The 25577-nt window shown below is 63.3% G+C and carries 15 protein-coding genes; 8 read left to right on the top strand and 7 right to left on the bottom strand.

Annotated elements, in window-relative coordinates; translation table 11 throughout:
* Nucleotides 1-4 precede the first annotated feature (4 nt).
* The 4 genes from REH59_RS09520 to REH59_RS09505 are packed head-to-tail and all read right to left on the bottom strand — an operon-like array spanning nucleotide 5 to nucleotide 5662.
* A complete protein-coding gene (locus REH59_RS09520; RefSeq protein WP_014860812.1) occupies nucleotides 5-967 on the bottom strand; it encodes a PoNi-like cognate immunity protein in 963 nt (320 codons plus the stop codon).
* Between the two features lie 15 nt (nucleotides 968-982).
* The gene (locus REH59_RS09515) at nucleotides 983-1936 is read right to left on the bottom strand and encodes a PoNi-like cognate immunity protein (RefSeq protein ID WP_209019156.1); all 954 of its coding nucleotides are present in this window, start codon (nucleotides 1934-1936) and stop codon (nucleotides 983-985) included.
* Nucleotides 1937-1946: 10 nt separating this feature from the next.
* On the bottom strand, nucleotides 1947-3350 hold the full coding sequence (locus REH59_RS09510; protein ID WP_320450486.1) for a hypothetical protein: 1404 nt from the start codon (nucleotides 3348-3350) through the stop codon (nucleotides 1947-1949).
* Entirely contained in the window at nucleotides 3347-5662 is a 2316-nt protein-coding gene (locus REH59_RS09505) for a type VI secretion system Vgr family protein (protein WP_014860815.1), read from the bottom strand. The genes REH59_RS09510 and REH59_RS09505 overlap by 4 nt, the downstream gene beginning before the upstream one ends.
* An 896-nt stretch (nucleotides 5663-6558) precedes the next feature.
* On the opposite strand from REH59_RS09505, the gene glgA reads away from it, so the two are divergent.
* From glgA to REH59_RS09470, 7 genes are all read left to right on the top strand, one after another.
* Nucleotides 6559-8118, top strand: a complete 1560-nt coding sequence (gene glgA / locus REH59_RS09500) for a glycogen synthase GlgA (protein ID WP_012051800.1) — start codon at nucleotides 6559-6561, stop codon at nucleotides 8116-8118.
* Nucleotides 8119-8132: 14 nt separating this feature from the next.
* Nucleotides 8133-9875 (top strand): malto-oligosyltrehalose trehalohydrolase, encoded by a 1743-nt coding sequence (gene treZ / locus REH59_RS09495; protein WP_121783161.1) that lies wholly within the window; start codon nucleotides 8133-8135, stop codon nucleotides 9873-9875.
* Nucleotides 9872-11941, top strand: coding sequence for a 4-alpha-glucanotransferase (gene malQ / locus REH59_RS09490; RefSeq protein WP_014860818.1), 2070 nt, complete (start codon nucleotides 9872-9874; stop codon nucleotides 11939-11941). The genes treZ and malQ overlap by 4 nt, the downstream gene beginning before the upstream one ends.
* Nucleotides 11938-14712, top strand: coding sequence for a malto-oligosyltrehalose synthase (locus tag REH59_RS09485; RefSeq protein WP_014860819.1), 2775 nt, complete (start codon nucleotides 11938-11940; stop codon nucleotides 14710-14712). The genes malQ and REH59_RS09485 overlap by 4 nt, the downstream gene beginning before the upstream one ends.
* Before the next feature lie 14 nt (nucleotides 14713-14726).
* Complete coding sequence (locus tag REH59_RS09480; RefSeq protein ID WP_014860820.1) at nucleotides 14727-14993, top strand: DUF2934 domain-containing protein; 267 nt, start codon at nucleotides 14727-14729, stop codon at nucleotides 14991-14993.
* Between the two features lie 134 nt (nucleotides 14994-15127).
* Nucleotides 15128-17281, top strand: a complete 2154-nt coding sequence (glgX, locus tag REH59_RS09475; protein ID WP_012051795.1) for a glycogen debranching protein GlgX — start codon at nucleotides 15128-15130, stop codon at nucleotides 17279-17281.
* 121 nt (nucleotides 17282-17402) lie between these two features.
* Complete coding sequence (locus tag REH59_RS09470; protein WP_014860821.1) at nucleotides 17403-18197, top strand: endonuclease/exonuclease/phosphatase family protein; 795 nt, start codon at nucleotides 17403-17405, stop codon at nucleotides 18195-18197.
* A 3-nt stretch (nucleotides 18198-18200) separates the two neighbouring features.
* Here the strand turns inward: REH59_RS09470 and REH59_RS09465 are convergent, their stop codons facing one another.
* Nucleotides 18201-18326 (bottom strand): hypothetical protein, encoded by a 126-nt coding sequence (locus REH59_RS09465; RefSeq protein WP_014860822.1) that lies wholly within the window; start codon nucleotides 18324-18326, stop codon nucleotides 18201-18203.
* A 188-nt stretch (nucleotides 18327-18514) separates the two neighbouring features.
* On the opposite strand from REH59_RS09465, the gene REH59_RS09460 reads away from it, so the two are divergent.
* Nucleotides 18515-19591 (top strand): autotransporter domain-containing protein, encoded by a 1077-nt coding sequence (locus tag REH59_RS09460; RefSeq protein ID WP_014860823.1) that lies wholly within the window; start codon nucleotides 18515-18517, stop codon nucleotides 19589-19591.
* 326 nt (nucleotides 19592-19917) lie between these two features.
* On the opposite strand, the gene glgB is transcribed toward REH59_RS09460, so the two are convergent.
* Both glgB and treS read right to left on the bottom strand, forming a co-directional pair.
* Nucleotides 19918-22128: a 1,4-alpha-glucan branching protein GlgB gene (glgB, locus tag REH59_RS09455; RefSeq protein ID WP_003251302.1), complete on the bottom strand. Its 2211-nt coding sequence runs from the start codon at nucleotides 22126-22128 to the stop codon at nucleotides 19918-19920.
* The gene (treS, locus tag REH59_RS09450; RefSeq protein ID WP_014860824.1) at nucleotides 22125-25445 is read right to left on the bottom strand and encodes a maltose alpha-D-glucosyltransferase; all 3321 of its coding nucleotides are present in this window, start codon (nucleotides 25443-25445) and stop codon (nucleotides 22125-22127) included. The genes glgB and treS overlap by 4 nt, the downstream gene beginning before the upstream one ends.
* Nucleotides 25446-25577 lie beyond the last annotated feature (132 nt).

Below are 25577 nucleotides of genomic sequence, written 5' to 3'. Positions count from 1 at the left end.
CCAATCAGAATGTCCTCGACAGCTGCCAGTGCACAACCTGACCATCTATCTTGGGGAAGGGTGTCTGGTGCATGAACACCTGTTCACCCACCCTGTGCTCGACGCAGGTGTAATGACCGGGCCATGGGCAAGGGGTGCCAGAAGGCCAGCCAGGGGTGTCCTCGCGCCTGGCGGTTTCCGGGTCGCGGAACTGCTTGCCCAGTCGTCGGTAATGCGCCCTTGCGATGAGCGCCTTTGGAAAAAAATGTGGGGCGCTCTCCAGAGCATCCCCTGGCACAGACCATAAAAACGCTACCAGCGCCGCTTCGAATGCCCAGTAGCCCAAGTGGTCACCCCGAGCCCGGGCATGGCGCTCGTGCCAATAGCAGCCGTGCGCCTTGGCATACCACCGTTCGAGATAGCGCAAGAGCACATCATGCTGCGCGGGGCCACGCAGGTCGAGGCTCTCCAGCAAGGCGGCGTAGGTCTCGGGGTGAAGCAGCGAGGTCCCCGGGTATGCCTTGCCCAGCCGCAGGAACAGGCGATGCAGCAGCAGGTCGGGGCTGCGCTCCTCGTCCTGGTTCAGCCAGCCCAGCACCTGGCCGACACGATCGGGGTAACCGCACAGCACGGCCAACGACAGCAGCCACAAAGCAACGCGGTATTCGTCCGCCACCCAGGGGCGCAGTTGCTCGCAGGTTGTCGGGTACGCCGTAAAATGCCGGGTGAACTGGGCGAACGCGTAATCAACATAGGCCTCCACCAGTTCCATCGGCTCGCCACCCGAGTAGCGCTGGATGGCCAGCTCCAATGCCATGTGCGCCCAGTCGCGACTAAGGCCACGGTAATGATGCTTGCGCTCGGCGGACCCGGCCAGCAAGGACTGGGTGTCAGGGTCGGCGAACGCCTGCTCTTTTTCAGAGGTCGAGGCGTGGTAATGCTGCTCGACCATCCACGGGTCGCGCTTGATGCTGACGAACGGGTCCATAGGACCTCCCGCACGCTATAAGCCTTTCACCAAGCGCCAAACCACGGAGCGCCCATTTTCGCTCGGCATCTCTACGCCTTGCATGAATGTCTGAGGCCCTACAGCCCATTCATCACACACCCACACTCCCGTGCGCGGGCAAATTTCACCCGACTTGGCAAGTGCATCCGAATACGGCGCACTTTGCAGGTGTTCAGGGAAGCTTTTGATCACTTGACGCTTGCGAGCATCGTCTACCAAATCCTTCGGGTAAAAAGGAAGGTCTCTGTAGGGTGCATCGTCGACGCCCCACAGCACAGTGACCAATCCTGCCTCAAATGCCCAGTAGCCAAAGAAACCCGCATCGCTTCGTGCTTTGTGCCGATCATGCCAATAACAGTTGCGCATGCCTCGATACCACTGCTTCAGGTAACTACGCATTGACTGTTGCTGCTCATCCTTCTCAGTATTTAAAGCATTGAGCAATTCATGATAAGGGCGCTCATGAATCAATGTGCTCCCAGGGACAGTCACCCCAACACGAGAAAACAGTTGTCGCAACAAGATGTCTTCACCGTCATCAGGATCTTTACTTAAATAGCCTACAATTTGCGTGATGCGCCCGGGCATATTCAACAGCACTGCCAAAGACAAAAGCCAAAGAGCAAACTGGTATGCGTCGGGCTCCCACAGTTTCAGCGAGAAGCTCGGATAGGCCTGTTTATGACGCTGAAACTGAGAAAACACGTGCTCAGCATAGGGCCGGAGGGTCTCTAATGGCTCGCCTCCTGAATACAACTCAATCAATAGCTCAAGTGATTGATAGCACCACCCCCAACTTAATCCCTCCACATTAACATAATCTGGCCAAGACTTAGCCAAAAACTCTTCAGCGCTCCGCTCAAAATATTTCTCCTTCAGATAAGACACATCATCCACATAAAATTTCTCTTGCAGGAGCGGCTCTCTTTTAACCCGATCAAAATGCACCTGACACCTCCTATCGAACAGTATCAACAATGGCTCTAGCATTACCGTCGAGCTTAGTCACACTCGATACGACCCCGTTTTCGTTTACAACTATTAGCCACCGCTCGTACCCCGCCTCTCGAATCGCATCTCCCTCCTTACGCCCCAACGCGCTTTGTAATCTGGGGCCAATCCACGCATCACTCATCTGCCTGGCACTCGGATACCCCTCACTCCCCTTCGTAACCGGCAAACTACCCGGCGAAAACGTGCCCCCCGTTCGATACTTGGTCTCGGTAATAATGAACGGTGGTGGCGGATGGGCATTACGATAGACGCCATCCAGCCCACGCCCGGTGGGTTTCATTTCCAGGCTGCGAGGCCCACGCGCGGCGGACAACAGGTTTTCATGACCCTTGCCGAGCATGTACTGATCACTAACCACCTCCCCATAAATGCCCTTCTGCGCCCGGGTCGCCGTCGCGTGATCGAACACGTGCACATTGGCACCCTGCGCAGCGACTGTCGGCGACGTGGGCACGGGCGGGCCGAGCACACCTTCGGGGCGCTCAAGGTAACGCGGACGCATGCCGATGCCGGAGGTCACCCGCCCACCACTCATGGCCATGGGCACCGGCTTTTGCGCATGCACCCCGGCTTGCGCAACCTGCGCGGGCAGGTCGCTGGCCTGCTCCAGCACCTTGGCCAGCCTGGCATCGAGCTGCATCAGCGCATGCGGGATTTCCCGCACGGCATGCACCTGCACGGCGCAGAACTGCGCTTCCATGGCCTGCAACCGCACCAACAGGTGCGAGGCCGCCTGGTTGAACGGCCAGTTGCCCAGGTAGCTGCGAAGCTTTGCCGTTGCCGCGAGAACCTTGGTCAAAAACAGGTTCAGGTAGGCCAGCAAGTCCTTTTCATAGCTCGCGAACCTGACCTGGTGCAGCCAGAACTCCACGCTGCCGCGGGTGAACTTGCCGAGAAACGCAACCACTGTCTGCAGGATGACCTGACTTTCACGTATCAGCAGCAAGCACAAACCACGCAAGAACGCTGCTGCTTCCTGCCCAACCAGTGCGCCTGCCACCGAGCCCACGGGCGTGCCCACCGCCCCCGCCACAGCACCGATGATCGGCGCGATCAAGGTCATCAGGCAGGCCACCAGCAACACCCACTCTTGCCATTCTGGCGGCTGCGGCGTTGCCTGGCTGCCGTCCGCCGCGTAGCGCTTGCCCAGGCGCAGGCACACCGCAGCCAGGTCGCGGGCACTGAGCACAATCACCACCCCCGGCACCAACGACAGCAGCATGTCGGCGATGACCACGCTCAGTGGCCGCTCTTCGGCGAACTCGCCAAGCACCAGGTCACGCAGCCAGCCAAAGCCGTCGGCCACTTTTTCCACCGCTTCATCCAGCCAGTCAGCCGTCGAACTCATGGCTGGCCACCTGTCGAGGTGCAGCCGGCAAGCAATGCCTGCAAGGCCGTATCCAGCTCGGTTGCGGTCGTCAGCTGCAGCGGGCCTGGGCCAACTTCGTAGCGCACCTGGGCGCTGCAACCGGGGGTAACGCCAGCCAGGCGGGCATAGCCGTTCTGGTCGAGCACGCCCTGGCGCTGGGTGCCATCGGACAACGTTGCCACGTAGGCCGTGCCCGCAATCGGCGTGCCGTCGGCATGCACCAGGCGAAACTCGATTTCGTCCTGCTCGGGTGCAGGCGGCACTCCGTAACGTGCAGGCGCCTTGACCTGGGCGATGGCGTGTAATAGCAGTGGCTCAGGGCAACCGATTTCGATGCGGCCATCGCCCAGCTTGATAAAGGCCCCGCCGCAGCTCAGGGTCAGCGACGTCCGGCTGTCGATATGCACATGGCCGTGATGGCTGGTGATCGACACATCCTCATCGGCGTCGATCCGCAGTTGCCCGCCGACCTGCACGCGCTTGTCCAGCGCGACCTGCTCGGTGGCCTCAAGGCCGACCATTACACTTAGCGCCCCGCCGACGGCCAGCGACTTGCCCAGGCCAATGCTTTCGACTTTGCCAAGGGCGACCGTTTCGCGCTTGCTGGCGCCAACCGTGACGCTGCGGTTGCCGCCGATGTCCACCACTTCGTCATGCTCGACGCGTTCGCTACGGTCGTTGCCAATGAGCGTGGTTTCGTTGTGTTTCACAACATTGTTCTGGTCGCGCTCGGCATGAATGAACACTTCCTGCCGCCCCAGCTCGTCTTCGAAGCGCAACTCGTTGAAGCCATCGCCTTTATGGGTCTGGCTCTTGATGGTCATGCGGGTCTTGTGGTCCGGAAGGTCGTACGGCGGCAGCTGGTCACCGCAGTAGGTGCGCCCGGTGATCATCGGCTGGTCGGGGTCGCCATTGACGTACTGGACAATCACATCCTGGCCAATACGCGGGATGGCCATCGAACCCCAGCTGCCACCGGCCCAGCCTTGCGACACCCGTACCCAGCAGGAACTGAACTCGTTGTTCTTACTCTCCCGGTCCCACGGGAAGCTGATCTTGACCCGCCCCCATTCGTCGCAATAGATCTCCTCACCAGGCGGGCCGACCACGGTGGCCATGTGTGGGCCATCAATGCGCGGCTTGGCCATGGGGGCCGGGCGCCACTCGGCCATGCCCTGCACCAGCAACGCATCGTTCACGTAGCGGGTGCCTTGTTCAGCGCCAGCAGCTTCTTCCTGCAGGCTGGTGAGCTGGGTACCTTCGTGACACAGGCTGATCACGCGCCAGTGAACATTGAGGTCTTCCCGCGGGTGGCCGATGAGGGTGAAGCTCAGACCTGTCTGCAGGCGCACGTCGTCGCCCTGCACTTCGGCCAGGCATGCGTCGTGGCGCAGCGCCGTCAGGCGCGTTTCAGTGAAGGGCTTGCCCACCGCATCGCGCTTGTAGCGCCCCGGGTAATCAAAGCACTCGTAGTCCAGTGACTGGTGCGTGACGCCACTGGTCTGGGCCTTGTGCTCCTGCCGGTAGGCCGGGTGGGTGAAGGTGTAGTCGCGCTGCACTTGCCGCGCAGTACGTACCTGCTCGCAATAGCGCAAGCGCCGCAGGCAGGCGCGGGCATGGTCGCCACCACTGCTGGCGTGGTACAGCACCTTGTCGGGGCCGACAGCATCCTCATCCAGCCAAAGCGCCTCGTCGTCCCCTGCCTTGAGCGCGCCCCGGCTGAGCATCCCAAACGAGAGCAAGCGGTCGGTAACGATCAGCGTGTGCTGCCGGGCGCAGTGTTCGAAGCGGTAGACGAACCCTTCTTCAGCGGCAAGGCGATGGATGAAGTCGAGGTCGGTTTCACCCGCCTGGACACAGAACTCCCGCACCTGGTGCTCCGCGCTGCTTTTCAGCTCAAAGCGGGTGATACCCTGACGCTTGAACATGAGTTCAAGAATCTGCGGCACGGTTTTCTGCTGAAAGATCCGCCAGTTCGAACGCAACCGCGCGCGGGCCAGCTGCGGCTCGACCACTGCGTGGTAGCGCGTGCGACAAAAGCCGGTTTCGCCTTGGCTGAAGGCACTGACCAAGCCATGCACATGACGCAGTGGCCGGTCTGCGCAATAAAGGGTGAATAGCGCAGGCTTGTCGAGGACGTGGCCGAAGTCGATATCACTTTCGTAGCTGACAAGTTCCAGGTTCAGCACAAATGGCTGGTTGAGGGCTTCATCCAGCTTGAATGAAACCACTTCGAATTCCGTGCGCCCGGCGAGCGCCTGAAAACTGAAGCGAAAGTCAGACTGTTTCATGAGTTGCTCTACCCGCCATCATGTTTACCGGCGAAAAACAACCACACCCTGGCTTTCTTCAAGATGAGAAGGTCGAACAAAATTGGCCTGCCACCCAGGTGCAAGCCCGCTAAATGCTTGGCATTTCGGGCTTCACCCCATGATGGCGATCAGGATGAGGCAGTGGATTGAGGAGCAACCTAAACCGTATCACCACGATAAGACAGGAACGGTGGGTTTAATATAAAGGGAGATTCCGCAGGCAATTTCCTACAGCATAAACTTACAACTTTTTATCATGAGACCCGTTTGCCTAACTGCCGACCCTGCAACTCAGATGATTATTCGATCCAAACTTCTTGAACCGCTTGGATACTCGCCCCTGTGCAGGGCGTCGCACCGATATAGGATTGGGCACATCCGAACATGCACCAGCCAGCCCCATTTGGCGGAACGAATACGCACCAAAATAGTGCGTAACTGTCATGAATGGGGCAATGCCGTCGCCCCTCACCCTCTTCGCGCGCCCTACGTTCACATCCGCTTCAATACGCCAACGTTTGCGTCTATTCCGCGGCATCACAATGGTGACCAGTGGGTCACCTTTTTATCTCTTTCTCTCCTACACTCAGGTTTCGGCCCGCCATTTGCTCAGTGGAAGAGTGACGAAAAAAGTCGAACTTTACGGAAAGCGGGCAGGTCAGGAACTAAGTAGGCCAAACGCAAAGGGACTTCCCAGCCACGGCCACCAACCCAACAGCCCAATCGCTTTCGGCCGGAACGCCGATCGCGCCGTGCGTGCGCGCACGACACTGGGGCATGGAACGCACTACGCAGCATTCAGCAAGCAGAGAGAACCAGCACGAAACATCGCCACGGGTGCCAGCACCCGACCAAGCATAGGGACGGAGAGAAGTATGATCAGTGCCGCTGTCGAGCCTCACGTAGACGCTTTCAAACCGGATAACCGCGAGCCGCTCACCCCGGATTTCGCCACGACAGGCAAGGCACCCGGCGCCCAGCGCCAGCAAAACCCGAACATGCGCAAGATTCTGTTCGTGACCTCGGAAATCGCTGATCTGGTGAAAACCGGTGGCCTGGGTGACGTGTCCGCTGCCCTGCCCCGTGCCCTGGCGCACCTGCACGATGTGCGGGTACTTATCCCCGGCTACCGCCAGGTGATGGAAAGCGACAACCCTATACATATCGTGGGTGAACTGGGTGGTCACGCGGCACTGCCGCCCTGCAAGATCGGGCGCATGGACATGGCCGACGGCCTGGTCATCTATGTGTTGATCTGCCCCGAACTGTACCAGCGCGACGGCACACCCTATGGTGCCAACAATGGCCGCGACTGGCCCGACAACCACATCCGCTTCGCCCGCCTGGGCCTGGCTGCCGCCGAAATCGCTGCCGGCGAAGGCAAGATCCACTGGACGCCGGAAGTGGTGCACGCGCATGACTGGCCCGCCGGCCTGGCCCCGGCCTACATGCACTGGCGCGGCCTGAATACGCCCACGCTGTTCACCATCCACAACCTGGCGTACCAAGGTGTGTACAGCCGCGGTTGCAGCCCGGAGCTGGCGATACCCGAACATGCCATGCAGCAAGAAGGCATGGAGTTCTACGGCAAGCTGTCGTTCCTCAAGGCCGGCCTGGCCTACTCCAGCCACATCACCACAGTCAGCGCCACCTATGCCCGGGAAATCACCACCCCGGAATTCGGCTGCGGCCTGGACGGTTTCCTCGCCAGCAAGGCCCAGCAAGGCCTGCTCGGTGGCATCCCCAACGGCATCGACGAAAGCTGGGACTCGGCCACCGACAAGCACCTGCAACACAACTTCAGCATCAATGACTGGGAGGGCAAAGCGCGTAACACCCAGGAGGTGCGCGAACTGTTCGGCCTGGACGATTCCGAAGGCCCACTATTCGCCGTGGTGTCGCGGCTGGTCTATCAAAAGGGCCTGGACCTGACCCTGGGCGTGGCCGACTACATCGTCGAGCAAGGTGGGCAGATCGCGATCATCGGCCGCGGCGAGCCGGAAGAGGAACAGGCCATGCGCGAGCTGGCGCTGCGTCACCCGGGCCGCATCGGTGTGCGTATTGGTTTCAATGAAACCGATGCCCGGCGCATGTTCGCCGGCAGCGATTTCCTGCTGATGCCGTCTCGGTATGAGCCCTGCGGCCTTAGCCAGATGTACGCGCAACGCTTCGGCTCGCTGCCGGTAGCACGCAATACCGGTGGCCTGGCCGACACCATCGAGTGCGGCGTGACGGGCTTCCTGTTCAACGAGTCCACCGTCGAGAGCTACCGCGAGGCACTCAGCCGCGCCTTCTATGTTTACGGCAAGAAGGACCTGCTGAACGCCATGCGCTGCCTGTCGATGACCCAGCCGTTCAACTGGTGCCAGGCGGTTGAACCCTATGCCCGCCTGTACGAGGACCTGGTCAAGCAGACACAACTGAGCCACTACTGAGCGGGGGTCAGAAGATGCACAGACATGGCGCACACTTGCTGGACGCCACGTCGGCGCGCTTCGCCCTCTGGGCGCCGGATGCGCGCAGCGTGAGCGTGGAACTGGAGCAGCAGCCGGCCATCGAACTGCTGCCGGATGATGAGGGTTGGTACAGCGGCGTGGTGCCATGCAAGGCCGGTGACCGTTACCACTACCGTATCGACGGTGAGCTGCAGGTGGCCGACCCGGCCTCGCGCTACCAGCCCGACGGCGTACACGGGCCAAGCCAGGTCGTGGATGTGGCCGGTTATGCCTGGCAACACCCGTGGCTGGGCCGGCCTTGGCATGAGGCCGTGATCCAGGAGGTGCATGTCGGCCTGCTCGGGGGTTACGCCGGGGTTGCCCGGCAACTGCCGCGCCTGGCCGAACTGGGCATCAGCGCGATCGAATTGATGCCGCTGGGGCAGTTCCCCGGCGAACGCAACTGGGGCTACGACGGCGTACTCCCTTACGCCCCACAGAACACCTACGGCAGCCCCGAGCAGCTGTGCGCACTGGTGGACCAGGCCCACGGCCACGGGCTGATGGTGCTGGTCGATGTGGTGTACAACCACTTCGGACCCGACGGCAATTACCTGCACCAGTACGCCAGCCCCTTCTTCCGTGAAGACCGGCAGACACCCTGGGGCGCGGCCATCGACTTTCGCCGCCCGCAGGTGCGCGAGTACTTTATCCAGAATGCCCTGATGTGGCTGTGCGACTACCGCTGCGACGGCCTGCGCCTGGATGCCGTGCATGCCATCGACCAGCCCGACTTCCTGATCGAGTTGGCCCAACGGGTACGCGCCGCCGTAGAACCAGGCCGGCACGTGTGGCTGGTGCTGGAGAACGAGCACAACCAGGCAGGCCTGCTGGAACAGGGTTACGACGCCCAGTGGAACGATGACGGCCACAATGCCCTGCACGTGCTGCTGACCGGTGAAACCGAAGGTTACTACGCCGACTACCAGCATCGCCCTATCGACCAACTGGCCCGGTGCCTTGGCGAAGGTTTCGTGTTCCAGGGCCAGGCCAACCGGCATGGCAAACCACGCGGCGAACCCAGCGGGCATTTGCCGCCCAGCGCCTTCGTGTTGTTCCTGCAGAACCACGACCAGGTCGGCAACCGCGCGCTGGGTGAGCGCCTGACCCGCCTATGCCCCGCGCCAGCTTTGCGTGCAGCCACCGGCCTGTTGCTGCTGGCCCCCATGATTCCGCTGCTGTTCATGGGCGACGAAGCCGGCAGCTGCCAGCCGTTCCTGTTTTTTACCGACTTCCATGACGCGTTGGCCGACGCCGTCCGCGAAGGCCGTCGTGGCGAGTTCGCCCACTTCACCGCGTTCGCCGACCCCACGCAGCGTGAGCACATTCCCGACCCCAACGCCGAACAGACGTTCGCGTCTTCACGCCCGCAGAACAAGGCGGTGATCGCCGGCTGGCACGGGCTTTACCAGCAACTGCTCGACCTGCGCCGCCGCCACATCATCCCGCACTTGCCCGGCAGCCGTGCGCTGGGCGCCGAGGTGCACGCTGACAAAGCGCTGACCGCGCGCTGGCGGCTGGGCAATGGCAACACACTGCGCATCGACCTGAACCTGGCCGACACCCCGCAGGCGGTCGAACTGCCCGCGCCATCCACACGGCTGTTCGACAGCAGCGACACCCGCCACCCGGATACCCACCTGTCTGCCTACAGCTGTGTGGTCAGCCTGCTTCCCCCTGCCCAGGAGCACCCATGAGCGAAACCGCCCTGCACCGTCTGGCATCCAGCGTCGGGCTGAGCCGCGACTGGATCGACGCCAATGCCAGGCCCCAGCGTGTCAGCGACGACGTGCTGCGCAACGTCCTCGAAGGCCTTGGCCACCCGGCCGGCGATGAAGCGGCCGTTGCCGCCAGCCTGCGTGCGGTGGAAACCGCCGAAGACAGCGAACACCTGCCGCCCTTGCTGACCGCCGACCTAGGCCAGCCGCTAGCGCTGTCGCGCTACTTCAGTGCCGCCAGCGTGGCCCACTGCACCCTGGAAGATCACACCTCGGTCACCCTCAGCCTCGATGACCAGGCGCGCCTGCCCGGCGAGCTGCCCATCGGCTATCACCAGGTGGAAATCGACAGCCGCCGCTTCACCGTGGCGGTGGCGCCAACACGCTGCCACAGCCTGGAAGACAAGGTGCAACAGCCGCCACCACGCTACTGGGGCCTGGCAGTGCAGCTGTACAGCCTGCGCCGCCCCGGCGATGGTGGCTTCGGCGACTGCCTGGCGCTGGAGCAGTTGGCCCGCTCGGCCGCCGAGCGCGGCGCCGATGCCTTGGCTATCAGCCCGATTCACGCCCTGTCGGCCATCGACCAGGAACACTACAGCCCCTACTCACCTTCCAGTCGCCTGCTGCTCAACACCCTGTACACCAGCCCCGCAGCCCTGCTGGGTGAACGGGAGGTGCGCATGGCCATCGAAGCCTGCGGGCTGGAGCAACAACTCGAAGAGCTGGAGCAGCGCCCTCTGGTCGACTGGCCACGCGCCGCCAGCGCTCGGCTGCGCTTGCTTGAAGCGCTTTACCAAGGCTTCAGCCAAGGCGACCACCCGCTACGCACTGATTTTGACAGCTTCCGCGAAGCCGGCGGCCAGACCCTGGAGCACCACTGCCGCTTCGAGGTGCTGCAGGCCCAGGCGGTGGAGCACGGCCTCGGGGCCGACTGGCGCAACTGGCCCAAAGCCTGGCACGACCCCTACCACCCGGAAGTGGAGGCTTTAGCCAATGCCTACCCGGCCAAGGTCGAGTTCCACGCCTTCTGCCAGTGGCTGACCGAACGTGGCCTGCAACGTGCCCACGAAGCGGCCCGCAGCAACGGCATGGCCGTGGGCCTGATCGCCGACCTGGCGGTGGGCGCCGACGGTGCCGGCAGCCAGGCCTGGAGCCGCCAGGACGAACTGCTGGCCGGCCTGAGCGTGGGTGCGCCGCCCGACATCCTCAACCACGTCGGGCAAGACTGGGGCATTTGCGCCTTCTCGCCCGAGGGCCTCAAGCGTAATGGCTATCGCGCCTTCATCGAGATGCTGCGGGCCAACCTCGCCCACGCTGGCGGCCTGCGCATCGACCATGTGATGGGCCTGCGCCGGCTATGGCTGATCCCGCAGGGGGCCAAACCCAGCGAAGGCGCCTACCTCGATTACCCGCTAGACGACCTGTTGCGCCTGCTGGCGCTGGAGTCGGTGCGTCACCAGGCGATCATCCTCGGCGAAGACCTGGGCACCGTGCCCGACAGCCTGCGCGAAAAGCTGGCCGAGAAAGCGGTGCTGGGCATGCGCGTGCTGCCGTTCGAGCAGACCCAGCCGGGCCAGTTCAAGCCCATTCTCGACTGGCCGGACAATGCCCTGGCCACAACCGGTACCCACGACCTGGCGCCACTGGCCGGCTGGCTGGCAAACCGCGACATCGACTGGAGACACCGCTTGCAACTGATTGATGCTGCTGCCGAATTGCACTGGCGACACGAGCGTCAGAAAGAACGCGACGGCCTGCGCCGCATCCTGGAGGCCAACTACGGCGAACTGAAGGACAACGACGCGCTGATCGATGCGGCCATCCGCTTCGTTGGCCATACCCGTGCGCCGCTGGTGCTGGTACCGCTGGAAGACCTGCTGGGCTGCGACGAGCAACCCAACCTGCCGGGCACCACCAATGGCCATCCCAACTGGCGGCGGCGCTTTGCCCTTCCAGTACGCGAACTGCTCGACGACGAGGATGCCGCACGGCGCCTGGAGCTGCTGGCCCAGGCCCGCGAACAGGCGTGGGAGCGCGACCGATGAAGCCACTGACCGCGACCCTGCGCCTGCAATTTCACAGCGACTTCACCCTCGATCACGCCGTACCGCTGGTGCCGTATTTCGCCCAGCTGGGCATCAGCCACCTGTATGCCTCGCCCATCCTCAAGGCCCGCGCGGGCTCGCGCCATGGCTACGACGTGGTCGATCCTACCTGCGTCAACCCGGAGCTGGGCGGCGAGGCCGCGCTGGAGCGCCTGGTTGCCGCCCTGCGCCAGCATGGCATGGGGCTGATCCTCGACACGGTGTCCAACCACATGGCCGTGGGCGGTGCCGACAACCCTTGGTGGCAAAGCCTGCTGGCCTGGGGACGGCGCAGCCCGTATGCAGCGTTCTTCGACATCCAGTGGCACTCCAGCGACCCACTGTTGGCCGGGCAACTGCTGTTGCCGTTCCTCGGCAGCGACTACGGCGTGGCGCTCAAGAAGGGTGAGATACCGCTGCAGTTCGACAAACAGCAGGGGCTGCTGCAAGTGGCCCATTACGCGCATCGTTTCCCGATCTGCCCGGTCGATTACGGCTGGATTCTCGCGCTCAGCCCAGAGCCTGCGCTAAAGGCTCTGGCCGAACGCTTCACTGCTTTGGGCGACTCGGCCAACCCGCTGGCCGATAGCCTGCCGCTCCAAGCCGAACTGGCACGCCTGGTGCGCGAAGGTGCCGACCTCGAATCGGCCCTGGTGGCCTTCGACAGCCGCAGCGAGGCCGGTTTCAAGCGCCTGCACCTGCTGCTGGAGCGCCAGACCTACCGCCTGGCCAGCTGGCGCACCGCCGCCGACGACATCAACTGGCGGCGCTTCTTCGACATCAACGAGCTGGGCGGCCTGCGCGTGGAGCGCGCCGTGGTGTTCGAAGCCACCCATGCCAAGCTGTTCGAACTCATCGAACGTGGCCTGGTGGACGGCCTGCGCATCGACCATATCGACGGCCTTGCCGACCCGCGTGGCTACTGCCGCAAACTGCGCCGGCGGGTTGATGGCCTGCTGGCGCGGCGGCCGCTGAATGCAGGGCTGGAGCACTTCCCCCTGTACGTGGAAAAGATCCTGGGTGCCGACGAGCACCTGCACCGCGACTGGCTTACCGACGGCACCACCGGCTACGAGTTCATGAACCAAGTGTCGCTGCTGCAGCATGATCCGGCCGGCGAAGCGCCGCTGAGCGAACTGTGGAGCAACGTCAGCGAGCGCCCGGCGTTCACCGAAGAAGTGCGCCAGGCCCGTCACCTGGTGCTCAACGCCAGCCTGGCCGGTGACTGCGAGTCGGTGGCCCAGGCACTGTTGCAGGTGGCGCGCAATGACCTGATGACCCGTGACCTGACCCTGGGCGCGATTCGCCGGGCCTTGCAGGCGTTGGTGGCGCATTACCCGGTTTACCGAACCTACTTCAATGCCTGCGGGCGCCCGGCGCAGGACGAAACGTTCTTCCAGCAGGCCCTGACCAACGCCCGGCAAGACCTTGCCGAAGCCGACTGGCCGCTACTGGACCAACTTGAACGGTGGCTGGGCGGGCAAGCCTGGCGGCACCTGCCACCCGGGCGCGCCCGCAAGCAACTGCGCCACGCCTGCGTGCGCTTCCAGCAGCTCACTGCCCCCAGCGCCGCCAAAGCCGTGGAAGACACCGCCTTTTATCGCAGCGCGCGGCTGCTGTCGCGCAACGACGTGGGTTTCGACGCCGAGCGCTTCAGCGCCCCACCCATGCATTTCCACAACGAGGCCCAGCGGCGCCTGCGCGATTTCCCCGACAACCTGCTGACCACCGCCACCCACGACCACAAGCGCGGCGAAGACACGCGTGCACGCCTGGCCGTACTCAGCGAGCGCGGCACGTGGCTGGCCAGCCGGGTGGAGCACTGGCGTGAGCTGGCCGCCCCCCTGCGCGCGCAGTTGGACGACGGGCTGGCACCCAGCCCCGGCGACGAGTTGATGCTGCTACAAACCCTGCTCGGCAGTTGGCCCTTGGACCTCGACCTGAACGACGACAATGCCCTGCGCCAATACGCCGAGCGTGTTCGCCAGTGGCAGCAGAAGGCCCTGCGCGAGGGCAAGCTGCGCAGTAGCTGGAGCGCACCGAACGAGGCCTACGAAGGCGCCTGTGCTCATTACCTCGACGGCCTGCTGCTGGACAGCGAGAACCAGCAACTGCGCAAGTCGCTGGCCGACGCGGCGCAGCTGCTGGCCTGCCCCGGCGCACTCAACGGCTTGGTCCAGGCCCTGTTGCGCATGACCACACCCGGTGTGCCCGACCTGTACCAGGGTAACGAATACTGGGACTTCAGCCTGGTCGACCCGGACAACCGCCGTGCCGTGGACTACGCGTCGAGGCGTCGCACGCTGGACGACGCCACGCCGGCAGCCGAGCTGCTGGCGCACTGGCGCGACGGCCGCGTCAAACAGGCCTTGATCGCGCGGGTGCTGGACTGCCGCCAGGCCCACGCCGAGCTGTTCCGCCGCGGTGCCTACCTGCCACTGACCGTACAGGGCCGGCACGCTGACAAGGTCATTGCCTTTGCTCGCCTGTGGGAAGGCGAGCACGCCATCGTCGTCGCCCCGCGCCTGGCCAGCGGCCTGCTCGGAGGTGCCGCTACACCGTTGATCCCGGCACAGAACTGGGACGACACCCGGCTGGTATTGCCGTTTGCCTTGTCACCTGCCAACTCGACGGGACTTTTCGCCTGTGCGGCGGTCAGCTCTTCAAAGGAGTTGCTGTTGAGCGCCGTGCTGGCGGAGTTTCCGGTCAACGTGTTGATACAACAATCTTGAGCATCAGGAGCGTCATGATGAGTGTCGATGAAAAGCGTATTCGCGAATTTGCCTACCAGATCTGGGAATCCGAAGGTAAGCCCGTAGGGGAGGAAGAGCGCCACTGGGAAATGGCCCGCAAGCTGGCCGAGGCCGAAGCACTGGCGCCCAAGGCAGCCCCGCGCAAGAAAGCAGCGGCCAAGCCGAAGGCGCCTGCAGAACCCAAGGCGTCTGCCCTGCCGGGGGTTAAACCCGCTGCAGCGAAAAAGCCCCGGGCGGTGAAAAAGCCTACTGCCAGTTAAACCTGTCCTGGCCTCTTCGCGGGTAAACCCGCTCCTACAGGCACCTGTGATGACCTGTAGGAGCGGGTTTACCCGCGAAGAGGCCATGCCGGACAGCCCAAATCCCCCTCCATCACGGCCACTCGAGGATCGTCATGAGCCCCCGCACCCCAAAGAAAACCCGCTCGGTCGCACCATCGCGCATCCGCGAAGGCATGCCCTTCCCCCTCGGCGCCACCTGGGATGGCCTTGGGGTCAACTTCGCCCTCTTCTCGGCCAACGCCACCAAGGTCGAGCTGTGCCTTTTCGACTCCACCGGCGAGCAGGAAATCGAGCGCATAGAGCTGCCCGAATACACCGATGAGATCTACCATGGCTACCTCCCCGACGCTCACCCCGGCCTGGTCTATGGCTACCGGGTGTACGGCCCCTACGAGCCGGAAAACGGCCACCGCTTCAACCCCAACAAACTGCTGATCGACCCGTATGCCAAGCAACTGGTCGGCAGCCTGAAATGGTCCGAGGCACTGTTCGGCTATACCATCGGCCACCCCGATGGTGACCTGTCGTTCGACGAGCGCGACAGCGCGCCTTTCGTGCCCAAATGCAAGGTCATCGACCCGGCGTTCACCTGGGGCCGCGACCAGCGCGTGCAGATCCCATGGGAGCGCACGATCATTTATGAAGCGCATGCCCGCGGCATCAGCATGCGCCACCCGGCTGTGCCTGAAGAACTCCGCGGCACCTTCGCCGGCCTGGCCAACGACGAGTTGCTCAAACACATCAAGGACCTTGGCGTGTCGAGCATCGAGCTGCTGCCGATTCACGCCTTCGTCAACGACCAACACCTGCTGGACAAAGGGCTGAACAACTACTGGGGCTACAACAGCATCGCGTTTTTCGCCCCGCACCCGCGCTACCTGGCCAGCGGCAAGATCGCCGAGTTCAAGGAGATGGTCGCGCACCTGCACGACGCCGGGCTGGAGGTGATCCTGGACGTGGTCTACAACCACACCGCAGAAGGCAACGAGCGCGGCCCGACCCTGTCGATGCGCGGCATCGACAACGCCTCGTACTACCGCCTGATGCCGGACGACAAGCGCTACTACATCAACGACTCCGGCACCGGCAACACCCTGGACCTGAGCCACCCCTGCGTGCTGCAGTTGGTCACCGACTCGCTTCGCTACTGGGCCGGCGAAATGCACGTGGATGGCTTTCGCTTTGACCTGGCGACCATCCTTGGCCGTTACCACGATGGCTACAGCGAGCGTCATGGCTTCCTGGTCGCCTGCCGCCAGGACCCGATGCTGAGCCAGGTCAAGCTGATTGCCGAACCATGGGACTGCGGCCCCGGCGGCTACCAGGTGGGCAACTTCGCCCCGGGCTGGGCGGAATGGAACGACCGCTTCCGCGATACCGCACGCGCCTTCTGGAAAGGCGACGAAGGCCAGTTGGCCGATTTTGCTGCCCGCTTGACCGCCTCGGGCGACATGTTCAACAACCGCGGGCGCCGGCCCTATTCCTCGGTCAACTTCATCACCGCCCACGATGGTTTCACCCTGCGCGACCTGGTGTCCTACAACCACAAGCACAACGAAGACAATGACGAAAACAACCAGGACGGCACCGACAACAACCTGTCCTGGAACTGCGGCGTCGAAGGGCCGACCGACGACCCGGGGATCAATGCCCTGCGCATGCGCCAGATGCGCAACTACTTCGCCACCCTGCTGCTGGCCCAGGGCACGCCAATGATCGTGGCCGGCGACGAGTTCAGCCGCACCCAGCACGGCAACAACAATGCCTACTGCCAGGACAGCGAGATCGGCTGGGTGAACTGGGACCTGGACCAGGAAGGCCAGGAGCTGCTGGCCTTCGTCAAACGCCTGACCCGCCTGCGCCTGGCCTACCCGGTGCTGCGCCGGTCACGCTTCCTGGTGGGTGACTACAATGAGGCAATTGGGGTCAAGGACGTGACCTGGCTGGCACCCGATGGCAACGAGATGAGTGTTGAGCAATGGGAAGACCCACACGGGCGTTGCCTGGGCATGCTGATAGATGGCCGAGCACAGGTCAGCGGTATCGCCCGGCCAGGTGCCGAGGCCACCGTGCTGCTGATCGTCAATGCCCACCATGACGTGGTGCCATTCAAGCTGCCGGCTGTGCCCGAAGGCGATTACTGGAGCTGCCTGGTCGATACCGACCGGCCGGAGTTGCGCAAGGGGCAGCACCTGCAGTTCGACAGTACCTTCGAGGTGAAGGGCCGGTCGATGCTGCTGATGGTGTTGCAGCGCGACGAGGAGTGAACCGTGATAACCCAGGCAGGTCTTACGTTTTGATCGCTACGCCATACCTGTGGGAGCGGGTTTGCCCGCTGCCACAGGTTTTAGCGGCGACAGTAAGGCAGGGTTAACTTCAGGAGGATTTGTGAGCCTCGAAGCCGGCAGTAATGGTTTCGCCAGCGTCAGCCAGGCCCCAGCCGTGAAACGCCTGCGGGTACTGACGGTGAACACCCACAAGGGCTTCACCGCCTTCAACCGGCGCTTTATCTTGCCAGAGCTGCGCGAGGCCGTGCGCAGCACCCAGGCCGACATTGTCTTCCTTCAGGAAGTGCTCGGCAGCCACGACCGCCACGCCGCGCGCTACCCCGGCTGGCCACAGACCTCGCAGTACGAATTCCTCGCCGACAGCATGTGGAGCGACTTTGCCTACGGCCGCAATGCGGTCTACCCTGACGGCCACCACGGCAATGCGCTGCTGTCCAAATACCCGATCGTCGAGCACCGCAACCTGGACGTGTCGATCACCGGCCCCGAACGCCGCGGCCTGTTGCACTGCGTGCTGGAGGTGCCGGGGCAAGGCCAGGTGCATGCGGTCTGCGTGCACCTGTCGCTGCTGGAAAGCCACCGGCAAAAGCAGCTGCAGTTGCTGCGTAAACTGCTGGACGCCCTGCCGGCCAACGCCCCGGTGATCATCGCCGGCGACTTCAACGACTGGAAAAGCCACGGCAACCGCACCCTTGGCCTGCAACGCGACTTGCACGAAGCCTTCGAACGCCACCACGGCCACCTCGCCCGCACCTATCCTGCCCGCCTGCCACTGCTGCGACTGGACCGCATTTACCTGCGTAATGCCGAAAGCCATGGGCCGCGGATTCTGGGGCACAAACCTTGGTCGCACCTGTCAGATCACCTGCCGCTGGCCGTTGAAGTGCGGCTTTAGCAATCATTCTTCATAGCCACGGCAGGGCAAATAGCGATCCCCGCTATACCCTGCTGTTTTTACCAATAAAACAACAGGTTGAGCGTTACGACGTACCTTGAACACTTCCTTCACGCTTTCTTGACGCAAGCGGCGACCTCTCCTTAGCTGAACAATACCAAGCTGTAAAAAACTTGCGCCGGGCCTCTAGCTCGCGCCTTCGTGCGAGTTTGCGATAACTGGCGTACTGGTTTGGGTCGCCCACTGTTTTTGCCGTACAGCTCGTGACAACAGGCCAGGTTTCTCGGGCTGCACCACAAAAACAAAGGAGATCCGCCATGAAAAGCACCTCGAACCCCTTGCGCTTCGACAGCATTTTCTACGCGGTTTCCACGTCGCTGCTTCTGGCAACCCCGGTGGAAACGATCGCGTACGAACTGCAGGGTGACCCCACCTCCCCCGGCTTTCTGCAGCAACCTTTAGCGGCGCAACTGTCGCTCGACCCGCTCAGTGCCAGTGGGTTGAGCCTCGGCACCCTCAATGCGTTTTCGCAGCAGATGAGCGAACGCCACCAGCAGCCGGCACCGGACCTGATTGCCAGTCAATGGGCGCAGTTCTTCCCCACCCGTGCGCGCGGCCGCGCGCTGCCCCCGGCACAGCTGGAGGCGCCCAGCCAGCAACTGATGATCGGCCCGGACCTGTTCGTGCGTGAAACAGCAGCGGGCGATGTGCACCGCGCAGGGATTTTCGTGGGGCACAACAACCTGCAAAGCAGCTTCAAAGGCATGCGCCCTCTGCTGGGCGACAAGCAGCGCAAAGCGGTGAACTTGAGCGGAGAAAGCCTGGGGGTGTACTGGAGCATGACCCATGAACAGGGTTGGCACCTGGATGCCGTGGCCATGGGCTCGCGGATCGACGTGATGGGCCGTGGCGAAAACGGCCAGCGCCTGGACGACAGTGGCCATGCAATGACCTTCTCGGTAGAGGGCGGTTACCCGATCCGCCTGGGTGGCAACTGGGTCATCGAACCCCAGGCACAGTTGATCAACCAGCAGTTCTTCCCTGGCAACCAGGTGCAGGAGGAGACCTTGCAAGCCTTCGACAGCCAGCCGAGCTGGAGCGGCCGGGTCGGTGCCAAGTTGTCCGGGCGCTACGAAGTGCGCGGCATGCCCATCGAACCCTATGTGCGGACCAACGTGTGGTATGACTTCAGCAATGCCGATGAGGTGAAGCTGGACCAGGTCGACAAGATTTCCAGCTCGCGCTACTCGACTACCGTGGAGTTAGGGTTGGGGTTGGTGGCGCGGGTGACGCCTTCGGTGGCCATGTTCGTCAGCGCCGATTACAGCAGCGATGTGGATGACAATGACCTGAACGGGTTGATTGGCAGCCTTGGGGTGCGGATGCGGTGGTAGCCAGGGCCGGCCTCTTCGCGGGTAAACCCGCTCCTACAACGATCACCGCCGGGTGCGGTACCTGCGTAGGAGCGGGTTTACCCGCGAAGGGGCCCGTACAGCCAACCAATCACGCGAGCTTCATCACCAAGCCCCCAAGCGGCGTCAGTGGCGGCTGGTGGCGCGGGTAATGAACTGAACGGTTTGATTGCCAGCCTTGGTGCGGATGCGGTGGTAGCCAGGGCCGGCCTCTTCGCGGGTAAACCCGCTCCTACAACGATCACCGCCGGGTGCGGTACCTGTGTAGGAGCGGGTTTACCCGCGAAAGGGCCAGTACAGCCAACCGATCAGGCGGGCTTCATGATCAACACCCCCAGCGGCGGCAGGTTCAGGGCCAGCGATAATGGCTGCCCGTGGCTGGCCACTGCCTCACTGGCCACCGCCCCCAGATTACCCACGTTCGACCCGGCATACAGCTCGGCATCACTGTTCAGCAGCTCCTGCCAACGCTCGCCGAACGGCACGCCAATGCGGTAACCCTCACGGGGTACCGGTGTGAAGTTGGCCACCACCAGCACCGGCTCGCCGCTGCTGCTCCAGCGCAGCCAGGCGTACACGCTGTTCTGCGCGTCGTCACCGATCAGCCACTGGAAGCCCTGCGGCTGGCAATCCTGCTCGTGCAGCGCCGGCACTTCGCGGTACAGGCGGTTGAGGTCGCCCACCAGGCGCTGCACGCCCTGGTGCTCGGGATACTGCAGCAGGTACCAGTCCAGTTCGCTGTCGTGGTTCCACTCACGCCACTGGCCGAACTCGCAGCCCATGAACAGCAGCTTCTTGCCCGGGTGTGCCCACATGAAGGTGAGGTAGGCGCGCAGGTTGGCGAACTTCTGCCAGCGGTCGCCGGGCATCTTGTCGATCAGCGAATGCTTGCCGTGCACCACCTCATCATGGGAAATGGGCAGGATGAAGTGCTCGGAATAGGCATAGATCAGCCCGAAACTCATCTCGTTATGGTGGTAGGTGCGGTGCACCGGATCGTTCTGGATGTAGTGCAGGGTGTCGTGCATCCAGCCCATGTTCCACTTGTAGGCAAATCCCAGGCCGCCCTGTTGGGTAGGCTGGCTGACCCCAGGCCAGGCGGTGGACTCTTCGGCGATGATCAGCGCACCCGGGGCCTCGTGGGCAGCGACGCCGTTAAGGTGGCGGATGAAGTCGATGGCTTCCAGGTTCTCGCGCCCGCCGTGACGGTTGGGTACCCATTCGCCAGCCTTGCGCGAGTAGTCGCGGTACAGCATCGAGGCCACCGCATCGACGCGCAGGCCGTCGATGTGGAAATGCTTCAACCAGTGCAGCGCCGAAGCCATCATGAAGCCGCGCACTTCATTGCGCCCGAGGTTGTAGATCAGCGTGTTCCAGTCCTGGTGGTAGCCCTCCAGGGGGTTGTCGTATTCGTACAGCGCAGTGCCATCGAAGCGCGCCAGGCCATGTTCGTCGGTGGGAAAATGCGCCGGCACCCAGTCCAGCAGCACACCAATGCCTCCCTGGTGGCAGGCGTCGATGAACGCGGCGAAATCCTCGGCACTGCCATAGCGCGAGGTGGGCGCGAACATCGACAGTGGTTGATAGCCCCAGGAGCCGCCGAACGGGTGTTCCATGATCGGCAGCAGTTCGATGTGGGTAAAGCCCAGTTCCTGCACATAGGGCACCAGCCGTTCGGCCAGTTCGCGCCAGTTGTAGAAACGCCCGACTTCGCCCGCTTCGTCCAGCTCGCAGCGCCATGACCCTGGGTGCAGCTCGTAGATCGACAACGGCGCGTTGTAGGCATGGCGCTGGGCGCGTTGCGCCATCCAGTCATGATCCTGCCAGGCGTGGCTGAGTTCACCGGCTACCTTGGACGCCGTGCTCGGCGGCAGCTCGGTGGCACGGGCCAGCGGATCGGCCTTCAGCGGCAGTATGCCGTCCTTGCCAAGCACTTCGAACTTGTAGGTTTCGCCCACGCCCAGGCGCGGAATGAACAGCTCCCACACCCCCGCGCCATGCCGCAGGCGCATGGGGTGGCGGCGGCCATCCCAGTTGTTGAAATCACCCACCACCGACACCCGCCGGGCATTCGGCGCCCAGACCGAGAAACACACACCGTCGATGCCATCGACTTGAGTCGGCTGGGCACCGAAGCGCCCGGACAAATCGCGGTGATTGCCTTCCGCGAACAAGTGAAGGTCCATGTCACCCAGTTGCGGGCCAAAGCTGTAGGGGTCTTCGGTAACCTGTTCGCCACCGGCCCAGACGATATGAAACTGGTAGGGCTGTGCCTCATCGAGGTGCGCACTGAACAACCCAGGCAGGCTGCCCTGCTCCATTTCGGCAAGGACCCGCCCGTCATCCCGGGCCTGAACGCGCACTTTCAGGGCATTGGGCAGAAAGGCGCGGACCACCTGCCCGCCTGCACCGTCGCCGTGGGGGCCGAGTACCGCAAAAGGATCGGCGTGTTCGGCGCGGGCCAGGGCGTCGAGGTCCCGTTGCCGAAGGCCACCGTTTTCACGCGTTGTAACGTTCATTCTGACTCTCCCCAGGTACTGATCAGTCCATGCAGACCATGCAAAGGCACGGCCAGCCAGCTCGGACGGTTTTCGGCTTCGTATGTAATCTCGTAGGCGGCTTTTTCCAGGCAGAACAGTTCCAGCGCCGCGCGCTCGCCCTCGGCGTGCTGCCAGGCGTGTGGCATGGCTGCGGTGGCCAGGCCATAGGCTTCGACAAAGGCATGCCGGGACTGGTGCAGGTACTGCCGGGCAACCCGCTGCCGGGCTTGCCGCGCCGGCTCGGAAAGGTCCACCGCAGACGCGCTGCGCAAGATCATCGCAGCAGCATAGTCGAAGGAACGCAGCACGCCGCTGACATCCTTGTAGGGGCTGTGTTTTGCCCGGCGCTCTTCAAGGGGCCGGGCGGGTTCACCTTCAAAATCGATGAGGTAGGCATCACCCTGCACCACGAGCACCTGGCCCAGGTGCAGGTCGCCGTGCACACGCATCAGCAGGCCACCCTGAGCCTGCTCGGCGAGATTGTCGATGTGCTGTGCCAGGCCGTCACGCTGTTGCTGCAGATCGTCGACCAAGGCCTGGCTGTCGCTGTCCAGCGTGTCGCGATGCTGGGCCAGCAGGTCGAGGGCGTGGGTCAGTTCAGTGCTGATCTGTGCACACCAGCGCTCGCTGTCCTGCGCATCGCTGGGGCGCGGCTGGAAGGCCGGGTCTTCGGTGGGGGCGGCCAGCAGCAGGTGCATCTCGCCCAGGCGCTGGCCAAGCAAGGCCGCAAAGCCGCTGAGTTCGGCCAAGGCGTCAGTGTGCGCTTCGGCGTCGTTGCGGGTGGGCTCCATCTGGTCGCGAATGGCCCTTTCCAACGTGTTCTGGGTCCAGCCCCAGGCGTCGCCCTGGTTACTCAGGTAACCCTGGGCAATCATCAGCAGGTGCGGCGCGTGTTGTTCGTCCACCCGGCTGACCCAGGCCAGCAGCGGCGAAATGTTGGCAAAGCCGGCGGCGGTCAGGTAGGCACTCATTTCCAGCTCTGGATGGATGCCCGGGTTGACCCGGCGGATCAGCTTGAGCACCATGCGGTCGCCGATGACCACCGAACTGTTGGACTGCTCGGCGCTGAGGTAGCGCACTTCGCTCTCCTCGTCGAGCGCCAGGCCGGCCAGCTGCTCTGTGCATTCGAAGCGCAATTCACCCTCAGCGTCGCCACACGGCAGACGCAGGCCATCCTGGCAGGCTTGCATCACGGCGTGAATGAACGGCTCGAGGACGAAGGCGTCTGTGATCAAGCCAACCTGGTGGGTACGGCGCACCCGCGACAATGCCAGTTGCTGCGGCAGCGCGGTGTGGATCTGTTCCTCACGCAGCAGGCCGAAAGGCAGCTGGTAGCGGGTAGCCGTGCCGTCGCTGAGTACTTCGATTTCGCTGAGCAGCACCGGCGTGGTGGCGGTGCCGAAACGCACGCCGTAACACAGGCGCACGGCATCAATCGGCCCTTCCTTGCCGGCGAACCAGCGGCGCTTGGGCAGGTACTGCGGCAGGATGGTGCTTTGCAGCGTATCGCTTGCGGGGGCTTGCAGCAGTTCTTCCATGCGCTTGCGCAATACCAATGTGGTCAATTCGGGTAACCCCTCGGAGGGCTGGATGTGCCAGCTGGGCATGCGATCGCGGCTGGCCAGCAGGAACCAGTAGAACGCATAAGGTGGCAAGGTCAGCAGAAACGGCAGTTGGCCGATTGGCGGGAACGCGCTGCCGCCCAGCATCTCCACCGGTACTTTGTCGGCGTATTGTGACAATTCGAGTTCGGCAGCCTGGGCGGCGCGGGACACGTTGGCCACGCAGAGGATGACCTCGGTATTGCCGTCGGCATCGGTGTACTCGCGGATATAGGCAAGGATGCGCCGATTGCTGGGCGTGAGGGTGCGCAGGCTGCCGCGGCCAAAGGCCTTCTGCTGCTTGCGCACCGCCAGCATGCGCCGGGTCCAGTTCAGCAGCGAATGCGGGTCGTGGCTTTGCGCCTCGACGTTGACCGTCTGGTAACCGTAGAGCGGGTCCATGATCGGCGGCAGCACCAGGCGTTGCGGGTCGGCGCGGGAAAAACCGCCGTTGCGGTCTGGCGACCACTGCATGGGTGTGCGAACGCCATCGCGGTCACCCAGATAGATATTGTCGCCCATACCCAGTTCGTCGCCGTAATACAGGGTTGGCGTGCCGGGCATCGACAACAGCAGGCTGGTCAGCAGCTCTATGCGCCGACGGTCACGCTGCAGCAGGGGCGCCAGGCGCCGGCGAATGCCCAGGTTGATGCGCGCGCGGCGGTCTTCGGCGTAGTAGTTCCACAGGTAGTCGCGCTCGCGGTCGGTGACCATTTCCAGGGTCAGTTCATCATGATTGCGCAAAAAGATCGCCCACTGGCAGTTGGCCGGGATTTCCGGGGTCTGGCGCAGGATATCGGTGATCGGGAAGCGGTCTTCCATGGCCAGGGCCATGTACATGCGCGGCATCAACGGAAAGTGGAAAGCCATATGGCATTCGTCGCCGTCGCCTTCACCGAAGTACGGGCGCGTGTCTTCCGGCCACTGGTTGGCTTCGGCCAGCAGCATGCGATCGGGGTAGTTGGCGTCGATCTCGGCGCGGATCGCCTTGAGCACGTCGTGGGTTTCGGCGAGGTTTTCGTTGTTGGTGCCGTCGCGCTCGATCAGGTAAGGGATCGCGTCCAGCCGCAGGCCATCTACACCCAGGTCGAGCCAGAAGCGCATGACGCCGATCACCGCCTTGAGCACCTGCGGGTTGTCGAAGTTGAGGTCCGGCTGGTGCGAGTAGAACCGGTGCCAGAAGTACTGGCCAGCGACCGGGTCCCAGGTCCAGTTGGACTTTTCGGTGTCGAGGAAGATGATGCGCGTGCCGTCGTACTTCTGGTCGTCGTCCGACCACACGTAAAACTCGCGCGCCTTGCTGCCGCGCTTGGCGTGGCGGGCGCGCTGGAACCACGGGTGCTGGTCGCTGGTGTGGTTGATGACCAGCTCGGTGATCACCCGCAGGCCGCGCTTGTGGGCCTCGGCGATGAAACGGCGGGCGTCGGCCATGCTGCCGTAGTCCGGGTGCACGGCCTTGTATTCGGCGATGTCGTAGCCGTCGTCACGGCGTGGCGAGGGATAGAACGGCAGCAGCCACAGGGTGTTGACGCCCAGCTCGGCGATATAGTCGAGCTTGCTGATCAGGCCGGCGAAATCACCGATGCCATCGTTGTTCGAGTCGAAGAATGACTTGATGTGCAGCTGATAGATGACAGCGTCCTTGTACCAAAGCGGGTCGTCGATGAAGGCTGCCGGGCGGGAACGCTTGGCCATGTGCGACTCCTTTCAATTGCATGTTTGCCCCTTCTTGCACCATCGCTGTGGGAGCGGGCGTGCCCGCGAATCAGCCACCGCGGTGCTTGGCACCGGCTCTGCCGGTGTTCGCGGGCGTGCCCGCTCCCACAG

This window comes from Pseudomonas sp. BO3-4, from assembly GCF_034044115.1.
Lineage (GTDB): Bacteria > Pseudomonadota > Gammaproteobacteria > Pseudomonadales > Pseudomonadaceae > Aquipseudomonas > Aquipseudomonas alloputida.
Note: the sequence above shows the minus strand (reverse complement) of the source record. Positions and strands in the feature narration are given on the sequence as shown.

What these genes read in the sequence shown, in the direction of transcription:
- REH59_RS09520 (WP_014860812.1), bottom strand. Translation starts at nt 967, where the DNA reads ATGGACCCGTTCGTCAGCATCAAGCGCGACCCGTGGATGGTCGAGCAG.
- REH59_RS09510 (WP_320450486.1), bottom strand. Translation starts at nt 3,350, where the DNA reads ATGAGTTCGACGGCTGACTGGCTGGATGAAGCGGTGGAAAAAGTGGCC.
- REH59_RS09505 (WP_014860815.1), bottom strand. Translation starts at nt 5,662, where the DNA reads ATGAAACAGTCTGACTTTCGCTTCAGTTTTCAGGCGCTCGCCGGGCGC.
- glgA (WP_012051800.1), top strand. Translation starts at nt 6,559, where the DNA reads ATGATCAGTGCCGCTGTCGAGCCTCACGTAGACGCTTTCAAACCGGAT.
- treZ (WP_121783161.1), top strand. Translation starts at nt 8,133, where the DNA reads ATGCACAGACATGGCGCACACTTGCTGGACGCCACGTCGGCGCGCTTC.
- malQ (WP_014860818.1), top strand. Translation starts at nt 9,872, where the DNA reads ATGAGCGAAACCGCCCTGCACCGTCTGGCATCCAGCGTCGGGCTGAGC.
- REH59_RS09485 (WP_014860819.1), top strand. Translation starts at nt 11,938, where the DNA reads ATGAAGCCACTGACCGCGACCCTGCGCCTGCAATTTCACAGCGACTTC.
- REH59_RS09480 (WP_014860820.1), top strand. Translation starts at nt 14,727, where the DNA reads ATGATGAGTGTCGATGAAAAGCGTATTCGCGAATTTGCCTACCAGATC.
- glgX (WP_012051795.1), top strand. Translation starts at nt 15,128, where the DNA reads ATGAGCCCCCGCACCCCAAAGAAAACCCGCTCGGTCGCACCATCGCGC.
- REH59_RS09460 (WP_014860823.1), top strand. Translation starts at nt 18,515, where the DNA reads ATGAAAAGCACCTCGAACCCCTTGCGCTTCGACAGCATTTTCTACGCG.
- glgB (WP_003251302.1), bottom strand. Translation starts at nt 22,128, where the DNA reads ATGAACGTTACAACGCGTGAAAACGGTGGCCTTCGGCAACGGGACCTC.
- treS (WP_014860824.1), bottom strand. Translation starts at nt 25,445, where the DNA reads ATGGCCAAGCGTTCCCGCCCGGCAGCCTTCATCGACGACCCGCTTTGG.